Genomic DNA, 13,669 nt, shown 5'->3' with positions numbered 1-13,669 from the left:
GTGCTGTTTGTGGCCACCAACTTCTTTCGGGCGCGGCTGCGTGACGCCTTTCGCACCACCCGGCTGCAACAGGCCATCGTCAACACCCGCCTGAACGAGAACATCACCGGAATGCTGACGGTGCAGCTTTTTGGGCGTGAAGCCCGCACCGCGCTGGACTTCGACCACGCCAACCGCGACCTGTTGCGGGCCAATGAGAACAGCGTTCGTTGGTTTTCCCTCTTTATGCCCACGGTCGCCATGCTGGGGCAGGTGGCCGTCGCGCTCGTGCTGTACTTCGCGGCCCGGCAGCTTCTCGGGGCGGATGCGGTGGGCACGGGGGTGGCCGGCGCGGTCACGGTGGGGACACTCTTTGCGTTTGTGCAGTGGACACAGCAGCTTTTCCAGCCCATTCAGGACCTGGCGGACGTATTTAACAACCTGCAAGCTGCGATGGCGAGCAGCGAACGCATCTTTGGGGTGCTCGACACGCCCGAAGAGATCACGGACAAGCCGGGAGCCAAGCGGCTGGAGAACTTCCAAGGCCGGGTGGAGTTTGAGGGGGTGTGGTTTGCCTATGACCCGGCGGTGACCGCCCAGACACCCGACAGCGACGACCGCTGGATTCTGCGGGGGATCGACCTGCACATTCAGCCGGGCGAGAGCGTGGCCCTTGTCGGCGCGACTGGCGCGGGCAAGACCAGTGTGACGGCCTTGGTCAGCCGCTTCTACGACGTGCAACGGGGTGCGGTGAAGGTTGACGGCACCGACGTACGAGATCTGGCGCAGCATGACCTGAGACGGCATGTGGGGGTCGTCCTTCAGGACGTGTTTCTCTTTGCCGGCACCATCGAGAGCAACCTGACGCTGGGGAACCCCGACATCGGGCATGAACGCGTGGTGGAGGCGTGCCGGTACGTGGGCGTCCACGACTTTATCCTCTCGCTGCCGGAGGGCTACCAGACCGAGGTTCGCGAGCGCGGCGCGACCCTCTCGACGGGCCAGAAGCAGCTTCTCGCCTTTGCCCGCGCCCTGATTCAGAACCCCGACATCCTGCTGGTGCTCGACGAGGCGACCGCGAATGTGGACACCGAGACCGAGCTGCGCATTCAGCACGCGCTGGAAAAAGTCATGCAGGGGCGCACCTCCATCATCATCGCGCACCGCCTGAGCACCATCGAGCACTGTGACCGCATCGTGGTGATGCGCCGGGGCCGGATTGTGGAACAGGGGAGCCACCGCGAACTGCTGGAAAAGGGCGGCTACTACGCGCGGCTGCACCGTCTTCAGTACGCGCAGGCAGAAGCGGCGGACTAGGCCTGTTCGGGTTCGGGTCAGTCGGTTAGGGTAGACGAATGGCTCCTATGAAACAGTCCGCCCATCGCATCACCGTTGGTGACGTGACCCGTGAGCTTCCCACCGTGCGCGTCGGCAGCGTGGGCCGCGTGCCCCTGGTGGAGTTCATCGGGGATAGCGAATTCACCAACGCTGCCGCCCAGGCCCTGCTGCCCCTGATTCCCGGGGGAACCGAGATGCTGCTGACCGTGGTGACGAACGCGCTGCCCCTCGCGCACGAGCTGAGTGACCGCAGCGGCATTCCCTACGTGGTCGCGCGCAAGAAACGCCGGACATACATGCAAGATCCTCTGATTCAGGACGTGCCCAGCATGACCCTGGGCGTGGCCGAGACGTTGTGGCTCGACGGTCCGCACGCCGCCCGGCTGAGGGGGAAGCGCGTCACCATCGTGCAGGACGTCGTGGCCTCGGGCGGCACCGCCCAGGCCTTGGCGCGGCTGGTTGAGCGTGCGGGCGGCACCGTCGCCGGGTACCTCGCGGCCTTTAAGCAGGGAAACACCACCCTGCCCCTCAGGTACCTTCAGGAGTTGCCGCAGAGCCTCTAACGTGTGTCCTCGAACGGGGATTCCCGCCGCAGGCGCAGGATGACCGTGTCAGCGGCGGCGAGCGCGTCGGGTCCTGCGTAGATTCCCCCCAGGGCTGCCGCGAGGTCGGGGCGGGTGTTGAGCAGCGCGCCACCATAAAAGACCGGCACGCCTAGGGCCAGCAGGTCGGCCTTTTGTGTCTCGACGCCCTCTAGCGCCCAGTCCCCGTTAAGGGCGAGCAGCACGCCCTCTGCCTGCCGCTGCCGCACGTAGGCGGCAAGGTCGCCCAGCGGCAGGTCCGGACCTAGGTACTCGACGCGCGCTCCTCGGCGGCACAGCACCAGCGTTACCATCATCAGTCCGATCTCGTGCTGCTCGCCGGGTGCGCCCGCAGCCACCAGATGTGGCCCGAAGGTTCCCAGGCCAGCCACGTCGAGGAGGGCCGAGATCCTAGAGCGTAGAAAGGCGCTCGCCTGATGAACCTGCGCGATGTGCACCTCCCCGCGCTGCCACAGCCGGCCCAGCTCGACGAGCACGGGCGACATCACCGTCAGGAGGACGTCCTCTACGCTGAGACGGGCGTGGGCCTCAGACAGCAGAGCTCGGGCCCGCAGCAGGTCAGAGGCGAGTAAGGCGGCCAACAGGGCGGTGGCCAGTGCGCTGGGTGTGGGATCCAGCGGAGGGCCAGCGGCGCGGACAAGCTGCGCCGCTCGGCCTGTGGAAACCCCCGCGCGCAGGTACCGCTGCATCTCCTCGATCTGCGCCAGGTCATGCAGGGAATAGAGACGGTAGCCGCTCGTGTTCCGGGCGGGCGCGGGAACCCCGTAGCGCCGCTCCCACTGCCGCAGGGTCGCCGCCGGAATGCCGGTCCGAGCCTCCACCTGGGACGCCGTGAAGAGCGCGGTGGCCATGGAGGGATCAGTGGCCGGGTGGGACATCTGACCCTTATTTGGACACAGCCGCGCCGCCTTAACCGTAAGTATTTCGCCAGGCGACCCCTGCCATCTGTCCCGGCACCCCGGCACCCGGCCCCTCTACAATGCGGCCCGTGCGCGGCCCCCGCTGCTGCCGCGTCTCCCCGCCATGCGCCGCCTGACCCTTCCCGCTTCCCTTCCCCTGTCCCGGCTGCTCGCTGTGTCGCGCCCCGCGTTGTGGGTGAATACGGTTGGACCGCTGGTGATGGGGCTCTGGCTAACCGGGCACCTTTGGACCGTGCACCCCGGCCTGCTGCTGCTGGTGGTGTACTTCACGCTTCCCTTTAACCTGCTGATCTACGGCCTAAACGACCTGGCCGACCGCGAGGAGGACGCGCTTTCCTCGCGGAAGGGGGGCTGGCAGGGGGCGCGGCTGGGTCTGGGAGAAGCCAGACCCCTCCTGAGGGGTATCCTGGCCCTGAACGCGCCCTTTCTGCTTGCGCTGGCGCTGCTGCTGCCCCCCGCGGCTTGGGCGCTGCTGCTGCTTACAGCCGGGCTTTTTACGGCCTACAGCCTGCTTCCGCTGCGGCTCAAGGGCCGCCCCTTTCTCGACGGCTTCAGCAACGTGGCCTATGCGCTGCCGCTCGCGCTCCCGGCGCTTGTGCTGGGGCGGCCGCTGCCCGAGCTGCCCCTCGCCGCGCTGATGGCCTATGCGGTGGGCAAGCACGCCTTTGATGCCGTACAGGATATCCCCGCTGACCGCTGTGCGGGAACGCGGACCGTTGCCACCACCCTGGGTGCGCGCGGCACAGCCCTCTACGCGCTCATATGGTTCGGGCTCGCCGGGGGGCTGTTGTGGCCGGTCAGCCGCCTCACCGCCGCCGCCCTGTGGCTGGTGTGCGGGGGAATGGCGCTCGCGCTGCTTCTGCGTCCTACGCCGGTACGGGCCGCGCGGCTCTACCTCCTGAGCATCGTGACGCCCTGGCTGGTGGGGACGGTGGCGGGCGTGCCGCTGGTGTACCTGCTCGCGCGGGGGCTGGAGCCGTGAGCGAGCGAAGTGCACGGACCATCGGCCTTCTCGGTGGTGGTCTGGCGGGGCTCGCACTCGCGGCGCTGCTTGGGGAACGGGGCGACGCCGTCACGGTGTACGAGCGGGACCGAGCGGGCGGCAAGCTGCGGCGGGTGACGGCGGGCGGCCTCGCCTTCGACACCGGGCCGAGTCTCTTGACCTTCCCGGAGGTATGGCGCGCCTTTTTGGAGCGCCTGGGCGAGGCAGACCCGCTTGACCTGCGGCCGCTCCCCGGTGGGCTGGGTGTCCATCACACGCCGTTTGGGTCGGTGCCGCTGCCCGTTCCCCAGGAGCATCCGCTGCACTCCGCGTGGGAGGCTTACCGTGCTGCTGCACGGGCCCTTGCTCCGCAGCTCGGCACGCTGCTCACCACGCCGCCGCGCCTGACGGATCCGGTGTTTCGGGCAGCGAGTGCCACCCTGCTGTATGCCACCGGGGGGCACCTGACCGCCGAAGGGTGGGTGCGTGCCCGCCGCCTACCCCCCGCCCTCGCGCATGCTGTTCGCACGCATGCCCTGAATGCCGGACTCGCGCCCGTGGACGCCCCCGCCCTGTACGCGCTGCTTCCCGCCCTCACGGCAGACGCTGTCTTTCGGCCCGCACGGGGGATGGGAGGGCTGCTGGACACGCTGCTCGACCTGGGGAGGGCGCGGAGTGTGCAGGTTCGGGAGGGCGCAGAGGTGATTCACGTGGACGCCCGGAACGCCACCGTGACCCTGAAGGGGGGAGAGGTCTGCCGTCATGACCTGCTGGTAAGCGCGCTGGACCCGGCCCGCCTTGCCGCGCTGTTGGGACAACCGGTCCACTCCCCCGTGGCTCGCCGGACGGTCAGTGGTGTGGCCCTCTATGCCGCGCTGCCCGCTCCTGCCCCCCTGCCGCCCACGTCCGTGCTGCCACCGGCGGATTTTCGCACCTTTCGTGCGGCGCTGCGGGCCGGCGCGCTGCCTCCCGACACCCTGGCCCTCGTCCACGCAGAGGGGGTGCGTCTGGCTGTGCTCCTCACCGCGCCCGCGACCGGGCTGGACCTGGGGCCGGAGCATCCCTGGGTGCGGGCCCAGGTGAACCGGGTGGAGCACGCGCTCGGCGTTTCCGGTCTGCTCACCTCGGCGCGGGAGGTGCTGGCCCTGTCTCCCAGCCACTACGCGGCGGGCGGACATCCCGGCGGCGCGATCTACGGCGCGGCCCTGCCCCCCTGGCGGCGTGGTCCCCTCCATCCCCAGCCCTACCGCCTAGGCCCCCGGCTGTGGGGAGTGGGGACGGGCGTTCATCCGGGGGGAGGCATTCCCGCGCTTCTGGGCGGGGCGCTTATCGTGGACCAGTTGTTGACCGAACGGGGCGGGTGATCCAGGAGGTTGATTAGGGGGTCAGCGGCGTTTCCTTGTGCCGTTCCCGCAGCAGCCGCAGCACCTCGCGTGCCGAGTGCAGGATCGGTGTGCCCGGCCCGAAGATGCCGGCGACGCCCGCCGCTTTCAGCGCCGCGTAGTCCTGCTGCGGAATCACGCCGCCCGCCACGACCAGGATGTCACCGGCGCCCTGGTCCCGCAGCGCCTGAAGCAGTTGCGGGATCAGCGTTCGGTGGCCAGCGGCCTGGCTGCTCACGCCGATGACGTGCACGTCGTTTTCAATCGCTTGCCGCGCCGCTTCCTCCGGCGTCTGGAAAAGGGGGCCGACATCCACGTCGAAACCTAGGTCAGCAAAGCCGGTGGCAATCACCTTGGCGCCCCGGTCATGCCCGTCTTGGCCCATCTTCACGACGAGGATGCGCGGGCGGCGGCCTTCCGCTCCGGCAAAGGCTTCGATCTCGTCTCGCAGGGCGGCGAAGTCTTCGTCCCCCGCGTAGCCCTGGGCGTACACGCCGGACAGGGTCCGCACCTCCGCCTGGTGGCGGCCCCATACCCGCTCCAGCGCGTCCGACACCTCGCCCACCGTCGCGCGGGCGCGCATGGCGTCGATGCTCAGGGCAAGCAGATTGCCTTCGCCGCTGCGGGCAGCCTCCTCCAGAGCCCTGAGGGCTGCGGCGACGGCCTGCGGGTCACGCTCTGCCTTCACCCGGTTCAGCCGCCGAATCTGCGCCTCGCGCACAGCCACGTTGTCGATGTCCAGCACCTCTACGGGTGTCTCGTCGGCAGTGCGGTAGCGGTTCACCCCCACGATCACGTCCTCGCCCCGATCGATGCGGGCCTGCTTGCGCGCGGCGGATTCCTCGATCCTCAGCTTGGGAATGCCCGCCTCGATGGCCTTTGCCATCCCGCCCAGCTCCTCCACCTCGCGCATGAGTTCGCGGGCCTTTTCGGCCAGCTCAAAGGTCAAACGTTCCATCAGGTACGAGCCGCCCCAGGGATCCACGACATGCGGAATGCCCGTCTCCTCCTGAAGGATGAGCTGCGTGTTGCGCGCGATGCGGGCGCTGAAGTCGGTGGGCAGGCCGATCGCCTCGTCAAAGGCATTCGTGTGCAGGCTCTGCGTGCCGCCAAACACCGCCGCCATCGCCTCGATCGTCGTGCGAACGATGTTGTTGTAGGGGTCTTGCTCGGTGAGGGACCAGCCGGACGTCTGGCAGTGGGTGCGCAGGGCGCGGCTCATCGGATTTTTCGGCGCGAACCCCGCCATGAGCTCGTCCCACAGGAGGCGGGCCGCCCGGAGTTTGGCCACCTCGGTGTAGAAGTTCATGCCGATGGCGAAGAAAAAGGAGAGGCGCGGCGCGAACTCGTCCACGTCGAGCCCCTTGGCCAGCGCGGCCCGCACGTACTCCAGCCCGTCTGCCAGGGTGTACGCGAGTTCCAGCGCCGCATTCGCCCCCGCCTCCTGGAGGTGATAGCCGCTGATGGAGATGGAGTTGAACCGCGGCATTTCCCGCGCTGTAAAGGCGATGATATCGGCCACGATCCGCATGGAGGGTGCGGGCGGATAGATGTACGTGTTCCGCACCATGAACTCCTTGAGGATGTCGTTCTGGATGGTGCCCGAAAGCTGCGCGCGCGGCACGCCCTGTTCTTCGCCCGCCACGATAAAGGCGGCAAGCACCGGCAGCACCGCGCCGTTCATGGTCATGGAGACCGACATTTCCCCCAACGGAATCCCCTCGAAGAGGATCTTCATGTCTTCGACGGAATCGATGGCGACCCCCGCCTTGCCCACGTCGCCCACAACGCGCGGGTGGTCGGAGTCGTAGCCGCGGTGGGTGGCGAGGTCAAAGGCCACGGAGAGGCCCTTTTGCCCCGCCGCGAGGTTCCGGCGGTAGAAGGCGTTCGATTCTTCGGCGGTGGAGAACCCCGCGTACTGGCGGATGGTCCAGGGCCGGGCCGCGTACATGGTGGCCCGCGGTCCGCGGATGAAGGGCGGCAGGCCGGGCAGCGTATCGGCGGGAACGCCCACGAGGTCGGCAGAGGTGTAGAGCGCCTTGAGGGTCAGCCCCTCGGGGGTCATGCGGTTGAGGGTGTCGGGGTCCGCGCCGCGCAGGTCCTTTTGCGCCAGCGCCTTCCACGCTGAGAGATCGGGTGCCTTCATGGGAAACCTCCGTCTGCTCGCATGATGCCACGGGCAACCAAACGCACGTTAGGGGGACTGAGGAGAGCCACCTCTGCGCCTTTTCAATGAGGAATGTTAAGATGTTGAACGTGATTTCCGAGAAAGCGGCCTCTCCTGCCTTTCTGGGGGAGCGTGTCAAGCTTGCCCCCAGCCTCCTTTCGTGCGATTTCACTCGGCTGGGCGAGGAACTGCGCGCGATCGAGGGCGCGGACTGGGCGCATGTGGACGTGATGGACGGCCTGTTCGTGCCCAATATCAGTTTCGGGCTGCCCATCCTCGCGGCGGCCCGGCGGGCGAGTGCCCTCTTTATGGACGTGCACCTGATGATCGAGCGGCCCGAGCGATATCTGCGCGACTTTGCCGAGGCCGGGGCCGACGGGATGACCGTGCATGTGGAGGCCACGCCCCACGTTCACCGCGCCGTTGGCCTGATTCGCGAGCTTGGCAAGCGGGCAGGCGTGACCCTCAACCCCGGCACGCCGCTGGAAGCCGTGCGCCCCGTTCTCGCCGATGTGGACCTCGTTCTGGTGATGAGCGTGAACCCCGGCTTCGGTGGGCAGCGCTTTCTTCCAGGCAGTGTGGAGCGGGTGCGGACCCTGCGCCGCTGGTTGGACGAGCTGGGGAGCGCCGCTGAGCTGGAGGTCGACGGCGGCGTCACGCCCCAGAATGCCCGCCTGCTGGCCGAGGCGGGGGCGACGGTGCTTGTCGCGGGCAGCAGTGTCTTTGGCTCGGACGGACCCCAGGCCGGTCTTTCTCGGCTGAGGGAGGCGCTCTCTTGAGGCTGCGGGTGGACCTCCTGCCCCACGGGAACTACCCGGACGTGGTCCTCGTCGTGGACGTGCTGCGTGCGACCACCACCGCCATTGCGTACCTCGAACGGGGCGCGGACGCCCTCCTGTTGACGGCCACTCCCGAAAAGGCTCTCTCCCTGCGTGCCGAGGGCGTCTTGCTCGGTGGCGAGCGCGGTGGCCTGCCCCTTCCCGGCTTCGACTTTGGCAACAGCCCGGTGGAGGCCGCCGCGCAGAACTTCACCGCCAAGACCGTCGTGATGAACACGACCAACGGCACGGGTGCGGCCCACGTCGCCGCCGAGACGGGTAAGCACGTCCTGCTCGCTGCCCTCACGAACGCGCACGCCGCCGCCCGCCGCGCCCGCGCGCTCGCCACCGAGGAGATCGCGGTCGTGTGTGCCGGGACGGATGCCCGCGTGAGCCTGGAAGACGTGTACGCGGCCGGGGTGCTCGCCGAATATCTGCTCGCGCTGGCTGACTTCAGCATTGACGACGGCACCCGGATCGCCCTCACCGTGCGCCGCAACGCCGCCAATCCGGTCGAGGCCCTGGGCAGCAGCGGCCACGGCCAGCACCTCGCTCGCCTGGGCTTGGGCGAGGACGTGCGCTACGCCGCTCAGGTGAGCACGAGTACCGTTGTGCCCGTCCTTGCCGAGGCTCAGGATCTACCGGGGGCACTGCGCTTCGTGGGGTGACACGCCGTGGCCTTCCGCAGGCGGCTGAACATTGCCTCCCGCCCCAGACCCGTTACCCTGTCTCCCATGACCGTCACCGACTTTCACCTGCCCGCCGTGACCCCCACGGACACGATCGACTGGAAGGCCATCCCCAGCCCGGCCTTTGTGCTGGATGAGTCGCGGCTGCGGCGCAATCTGGCGCTGATCTCGTACGTGCAGCGCGAGAGCGGCGCGCAGATCATCGTGGCCTTTAAGGGCTTTGCCATGTGGAGCACGTTTCCCCTGCTGCGCGAGTACGGGATCACCGGCGCGACCGCGAGCAGCCTGAACGAGGCCCGGCTGGCGAAAGAGGAGCTGGGCGGCGAGGTTCACGTGTACGCGCCCGCCTACAGCGAGGAGGACTTCGGGCACATCCTGGAACTGGCTGACCACCTCGTCTTCAACTCCTTTTCCCAGTGGGAGCGGTTTCGGCCCCAGGTGGAGGCCGCGCGCGCGGCTGGGAAGGAACTTCAGGTGGGCATTCGCATCAACCCCGAATACGCCGAGGTGGAAACCGACCTCTACAACCCGGCCGGGCCATTTTCCCGCTTGGGCGTGACGCGGCGCGAGTTTCGGCCGGAGCTGCTCGACGGCATCGACGGCCTACACTTCCACACCCTCTGTGAAAAGGACGCTGACACGCTCGAGCGCACGCTGGAGGTCGTGGAGCGCACCTTTGGGGAATTTCTGCCCCGCATGCGGTGGGTTAATTTTGGTGGCGGTCACCTGATGACCCGCGAAGGGTACGACCTTGCCCGCCTGATCCGCGTGGTGCGCGCCTTTCGCGAGAAATGGGGCGTGCACGTGATCCTCGAACCCGGCAGCGCCTTCGGCTGGCAGACCGGCTGGCTGGTCAGCAGCGTGCTCGACGTGGTGCACAACGTCAAGGACATCGCCATTCTGGACGTGTCGGTGAGTGCCCACATGCCTGACGTGCTGGAGATGCCCTACCGCCCCCGCATCCTGGGCGCGCGCGACCCCGGCGAAGGGCAGGAAACGCACCGGGAGGCCAACGACTACGCACCCGGCGACCACCCCTATCTCATCGGCGGCACGACCTGCCTGGCCGGGGACGTGGTGGGCGAATACGTCTTTGACCATCCCCTGGACGTGGGGGACCGAGTGGTCTTTGACGACATGATTCATTACACGATGGTCAAGACAACCTTTTTCAACGGCGTCAAGCATCCGGAGATCGGCATTCTGCACGAAGACGGCCGGTACGAGCGGGTCAAGACCTTCGGCTACGAGGAATTCAAGGCAAAGTTGAGCTGACGGGCCCAGAACAGCGCCCCCGCCACTCCCGGCTGGGGGCGCTGTTCTGCTGGAACACCTGGGGAACTGGGGGGCGAAGGGCCGTGCGCGGGGGGCGGGGCTCACCGCCCGGCCGCGCGCCGATTGAAACCCGGCCTGCTGCGGCGCAGGGCGCGGGAGAAGTCAGGCCGGAGGTGGGGCCGAGCCAGTCACCTCCAGCGCGGAGGGTCAGCGAAAGAGCGTCACTTGCGGTACACCTTGACCACGCCGTTCACGGTGCGGAGGCTGCCGCCTTCGAAGTCGGCGGCCCAGGCCCCGTTCAGCAGGTACTGGTCGCGTGTGGGAAAGCCCAGGAAGGAGCCGCTGCCGCCCAGGCCCTGGTACGTCCGGAGAACGTTCCCTTGCAGCCAAAAGGTGCCGTACTTCTCGGTGCTGTAGAGCGCGCCGTTCTGGAAGAAGCCGTAGAGACCGCTGGTGCCGTACAGGTTGCGGGGGATGACCTTTTCGTCGCCCGCTGCCCAGCCCAACCGACTGGGAGGACGAGTGCCGCCGTTTTCGGCGCGGGCGAGGGCCAGGTAGCGTTCGAGGATGCGGCCGTGGACAGCGTAGGCACGGCTGGAGCCGTTCGCGTGCAGCAGCACCGCGTCCCCGTAGGCCGCGACCCCCCGGAACTTCTGCCACAGGCCGTCGCCCCAGGGCGCAGCGTAGCTTGTGGCCTCACCCAGGGATTCCGGTCCCTTTAGGCGGCCATACGCCTCCACCATCGCCTGGTCGAAAGAGCCGTCCGCCTTCTCGCCGGGCTGAATGCGTGTCACGGGCTGCTCGGGAGCGGGCGGAAGCGGGGCGGGCGGGGTGGGCGCCGTGGTGACGGTGCCGGTGGCGCCCGGCTTGTTTCCCACCTGGCCCACCCGGAACGTCACCACGTCCGTTACCCAGCCGTCTTGCGGCAGGGGGGTCAGGGCGGTGTTCAGCGCCTGGGCTAGGTTCTCCGGCCCCTGCACGCGCACCTGCGCGAAGCCTTCCTCCTCCACGAAGCGGGCGATGTCGTTCAGATTCAGCGGCTGCGTGCTCGCCAGGGCAAGAAGTCGGTCTTGGCCGTTCGGGCCGCCCACAGTCAGCGTGTACCTCGCGCCCTGCGCCGGGAAGACTCGGGTCACGCCCCCCGGCACGAAGTTGCTCTCCTCGTAGCGGTTGGGGAAAAACAGGTCGACAGCGCCGTTCGCGTTCACGTTGAAGAGGTACACGTAGGCGTCAGCGTTCGTCTGAACGCCGATGCGGATGCTTTCGCCCCTGCGGTAGACCGGGTTGCCGCGGCCGCTGGCGTCCTTGTTCACCCACACCTGCACGTCCAAACCGGTCTGCACCGGGTTCACGATGATGCTCTGCGCGCTGATCCTGCCTGGTCCGGCGGCGGTGGCCGCGCTCAGACCGAGCAGGGCCGTCACAGCCAGCAGGCCTTTGAGGTGACTACCGGGAGTTTTCCGCATGTCCTGCCTCCTTGTGATGGTCGCCAGCGTACGGACCGAAGCTGACCGGTCACTGATAGTCAGACTCAGAAAACGCTGTGGTAGACGGAACTAAATGTGCCCTTAAGCTCCTTCTGCCCGCGTGGGAGGCGGGTGAGCCGTCCCTGACCGCCGCCTCAGCTGGCTGGGGCGTACCCTGGGGAGATGAATCCTCTCCTCCTGGTTCTCGCCCTGCTGCTCTTGCCCCCCGGCGTGCAGGCCGCGTCCCTTTCCGCCGATCCCTGGCCACAAAGCCCAGTGCTGGTGCGCCTCTTTGTCCTGCCCTCGGGCCGCGAAGCGAGCCGGCGCCTCTCCCGCGACCTGGCCTTAACGCCCGCACAGGTCGCGGCGCTGCGTCGCCTGGCCCAGAGCGAGGCGGCCTCCGCGCAGGCGGGAAGGGAAGTGATCGGCCGTCAGGAGGCCGCGCGGCTCAACGCCCGCATCGCTGCCCTCCGCACAGAAAAGGACCGCAAGGTCCGGGTTCTCCTCGGCTCCAAGTACCCCGCCTTCCGCGAGTGGGTGCGGACGTGGTGGGCAGCGCGGGTCAAGGGGGCGCGGTAGACGAGTGGTTCGGCAAAGGCCAAATTTGGTAATCCCCGAACAAGGAGGCTCCGTGTTCTTTTCTTCTCGGTATAAGCGCCGCCCGAAAGCTGCCGCTGGGCTGGGTGGTTGGGCTCTGCTGCTCTTTCTGGTCCCGGTGTTTCTCTACCGGGCGCCGCTGAACCCAGGGTGGAGCAAGCGTGCGCCGGAGCGGTAGCCGTGTGCGCTGGGAGGCCTAGAACTGCCCCGCGACCCACAGCGCCAGCGGCGCGAGCAGAAGCGCGGGCAACAGGCTGCCGACGCGGACCCGGCGGTCTTCCCAACCCAGGCCGGAGAGCATCAGGTTCCACGAGATGCCCAGAATGGTGAGGCCGCCGACGCCTGTGATCAGCAGCACATAGGGGTTGGTTCTGAGCACGGTTGGGTCCGCTCCGCCAAGCAGGCCCGCTGCAAACGTACCCGCCGCCAGGCTGAGGCCACCCTGCAGCAGCAGCACCGTCAGGGCGCTAAAGCCTACGCCGATGCCGTACGCTCCTGCCAGCGCCAGCGCCGCGATGCCGTCCAGCGTCGCCTTGAGCACATAGGTGGAGGCGTCGCCGGTCAGGCCGTTTTGCAGCCCGCCGACGACCGTCATCGGGCCGATGCAAAACAGCAGGCTGGCGGCCACGAAGCCTTCCGTAAAGCGCCCCCCGCCCCGGAAGCGCCGGCGCAGCGTGTCGCCCAGCCGCAAGAGGCCCTCTTCGATGCCGAGCGCCTCCCCGGCGACGGCACCCAGCGCGAGGACGATCAGCGCGAGGATCACGCCGGGAATGCTCCCTCCCGTCACGCGGTTGAGGTGACCGGCCATATCCAGCCCGATAAAGAGTGTCACCAACGAGAGGGTCTGAAGGAGCGTGCGCTGGGTACGCTCGGGCAGCCGCCCCCCCAACGTGAGGCCAAGCAGGGTACCCAGGAGGACAGTCGTGACGTTGATCAGGGTGCCGGACAGTTGCGCGAGGAGACTCACGTTCCTACGGTACGTGAGGCGAGGCGGTGCCTGGGTGGGGAACGCCCCGCCTCCACCTGGCCTTTAGGCTTGACGGCCTGCTGACCTGCGGTGTGGTACGCTGCCGACAAGTTGACCTGTCTGCCTGCTCGTCTACCGGTCTTGCCGCCCCTGGCGGGTGGCGGCCCGGGTACGCTGCTGGTCGGTCACAATCCAGAACGTCGTCGGGGCTGCTTTCGCGCGGCCCCGTCTGCTTTTCGGAGGTTCCCGTGACGCTTGCCGAACAGTTCCAGACGCTCCCGAAGCTCCTCAAGGTTCGCGAGGTGGCCGACTTTACCGGAACTCATGAACGAACCGTGCGCCGCTGGATTCGTGATGGCCGCCTGATCGCGGTGGAACACCCCAGCGGGCTGCGGGTGCCCCGGCGTTCGCTGTGGCGCTTCTTGGGCCTCGATTTCGGAATGAGCGCCTAGGTCCTGCCGGGAACCGGCGGCCCCGCTATGCTGGG

At 68.0% G+C, this 13,669-nt stretch carries 13 protein-coding genes (1 of these 13 only partly in view); 9 read left to right on the top strand and 4 right to left on the bottom strand.

The features are described from left to right. Both EI73_RS05135 and EI73_RS05130 read left to right on the top strand, forming a co-directional pair. On the top strand, nt 1-1,296 hold the 3' portion of the coding sequence (locus EI73_RS05135; RefSeq protein ID WP_034384825.1) for an ABC transporter ATP-binding protein. The gene continues 576 nt to the left of window position 1, outside the view; 1,296 of the gene's 1,872 nt are visible here — the last part of the coding sequence; its start codon lies beyond the left edge, outside the window; it ends in the stop codon at nt 1,294-1,296. Nucleotides 1,297-1,343: 47 nt separating this feature from the next. Next, nucleotides 1,344-1,880 carry a phosphoribosyltransferase family protein gene (locus EI73_RS05130; protein WP_034384823.1) on the top strand — a complete coding sequence of 179 codons (537 nt, stop codon included), beginning with the start codon at nt 1,344-1,346 and terminating at the stop codon, nt 1,878-1,880. Here EI73_RS05130 and EI73_RS05125 read toward each other — a convergent pair. Next, nucleotides 1,877-2,770 (bottom strand): B12-binding domain-containing protein, encoded by an 894-nt coding sequence (locus EI73_RS05125; RefSeq protein WP_231557290.1) that lies wholly within the window; start codon nt 2,768-2,770, stop codon nt 1,877-1,879. The genes EI73_RS05130 and EI73_RS05125 overlap by 4 nt on opposite strands. A gap of 172 nt (nt 2,771-2,942) precedes the next feature. Here EI73_RS05125 and EI73_RS05120 point away from each other — a divergent pair, with 172 nt between their 5' ends. After that, nucleotides 2,943-3,821, top strand: coding sequence for a UbiA family prenyltransferase (locus EI73_RS05120; protein WP_034384820.1), 879 nt, complete (start codon nt 2,943-2,945; stop codon nt 3,819-3,821). Next, a complete protein-coding gene (locus tag EI73_RS05115) occupies nt 3,818-5,185 on the top strand; it encodes an NAD(P)/FAD-dependent oxidoreductase (protein WP_231557289.1) in 1,368 nt (455 codons plus the stop codon). Before EI73_RS05120 ends, EI73_RS05115 begins: the two co-directional genes overlap by 4 nt. Nucleotides 5,186-5,198: 13 nt before the next feature. Here the strand turns inward: EI73_RS05115 and scpA are convergent, their stop codons facing one another. Continuing rightward, nucleotides 5,199-7,349 (bottom strand): methylmalonyl-CoA mutase, encoded by a 2,151-nt coding sequence (gene scpA / locus EI73_RS05110; protein WP_034384819.1) that lies wholly within the window; start codon nt 7,347-7,349, stop codon nt 5,199-5,201. A gap of 110 nt (nt 7,350-7,459) precedes the next feature. Here scpA and rpe point away from each other — a divergent pair, with 110 nt between their 5' ends. The 3 genes from rpe (at nt 7,460) to nspC (ending at nt 10,152) form a co-directional block, all read left to right on the top strand. Beyond that, nucleotides 7,460-8,149 carry a ribulose-phosphate 3-epimerase gene (gene rpe / locus EI73_RS05105; RefSeq protein WP_369699455.1) on the top strand — a complete coding sequence of 230 codons (690 nt, stop codon included), beginning with the start codon at nt 7,460-7,462 and terminating at the stop codon, nt 8,147-8,149. Beyond that, nucleotides 8,146-8,856, top strand: coding sequence for a 2-phosphosulfolactate phosphatase (locus tag EI73_RS05100; protein ID WP_034384817.1), 711 nt, complete (start codon nt 8,146-8,148; stop codon nt 8,854-8,856). The genes rpe and EI73_RS05100 overlap by 4 nt, the downstream gene beginning before the upstream one ends. 66 nt (nt 8,857-8,922) lie before the next feature. Beyond that, nucleotides 8,923-10,152: a carboxynorspermidine decarboxylase gene (gene nspC / locus EI73_RS05095; protein ID WP_034384815.1), complete on the top strand. Its 1,230-nt coding sequence runs from the start codon at nt 8,923-8,925 to the stop codon at nt 10,150-10,152. A 221-nt stretch (nt 10,153-10,373) separates the two neighbouring features. Here nspC and EI73_RS05090 read toward each other — a convergent pair whose 3' ends face one another. Then, entirely contained in the window at nt 10,374-11,618 is a 1,245-nt protein-coding gene (locus tag EI73_RS05090; RefSeq protein ID WP_034384813.1) for a DUF4384 domain-containing protein, read from the bottom strand. Between the two features lie 183 nt (nt 11,619-11,801). Here EI73_RS05090 and EI73_RS05085 point away from each other — a divergent pair, with 183 nt between their 5' ends. After that, nucleotides 11,802-12,197 (top strand): hypothetical protein, encoded by a 396-nt coding sequence (locus tag EI73_RS05085; protein WP_034384811.1) that lies wholly within the window; start codon nt 11,802-11,804, stop codon nt 12,195-12,197. A gap of 214 nt (nt 12,198-12,411) precedes the next feature. On the opposite strand, the gene EI73_RS05080 is transcribed toward EI73_RS05085, so the two are convergent. After that, entirely contained in the window at nt 12,412-13,182 is a 771-nt protein-coding gene (locus EI73_RS05080) for a DUF554 family protein (protein ID WP_034384810.1), read from the bottom strand. Between the two features lie 248 nt (nt 13,183-13,430). Between EI73_RS05080 and EI73_RS05075 the strand changes: the two genes are divergently transcribed. After that, a complete protein-coding gene (locus EI73_RS05075; protein ID WP_034384808.1) occupies nt 13,431-13,634 on the top strand; it encodes a helix-turn-helix domain-containing protein in 204 nt (67 codons plus the stop codon). Nucleotides 13,635-13,669: the final 35 nt, after the last annotated feature.

It is taken from the genome of Deinococcus sp. YIM 77859, assembly GCF_000745175.1.
Taxonomy (GTDB): Bacteria; Deinococcota; Deinococci; order Deinococcales; family Deinococcaceae; genus Deinococcus.
Note: the sequence above shows the minus strand (reverse complement) of the source record. Positions and strands in the feature narration are given on the sequence as shown.

Coding starts and splice junctions, on each gene's coding strand:
- EI73_RS05120 (WP_034384820.1), top strand. CDS start 2,943: ATGCGCCGCCTGACCCTTCCCGCTTCCCTTCCCCTGTCCCGGCTGCTC.
- EI73_RS05130 (WP_034384823.1), top strand. CDS start 1,344: ATGAAACAGTCCGCCCATCGCATCACCGTTGGTGACGTGACCCGTGAG.
- EI73_RS05125 (WP_231557290.1), bottom strand. CDS start 2,770: ATGGCCACCGCGCTCTTCACGGCGTCCCAGGTGGAGGCTCGGACCGGC.
- EI73_RS05085 (WP_034384811.1), top strand. CDS start 11,802: ATGAATCCTCTCCTCCTGGTTCTCGCCCTGCTGCTCTTGCCCCCCGGC.
- nspC (WP_034384815.1), top strand. CDS start 8,923: ATGACCGTCACCGACTTTCACCTGCCCGCCGTGACCCCCACGGACACG.
- scpA (WP_034384819.1), bottom strand. CDS start 7,349: ATGAAGGCACCCGATCTCTCAGCGTGGAAGGCGCTGGCGCAAAAGGAC.
- EI73_RS05090 (WP_034384813.1), bottom strand. CDS start 11,618: ATGCGGAAAACTCCCGGTAGTCACCTCAAAGGCCTGCTGGCTGTGACG.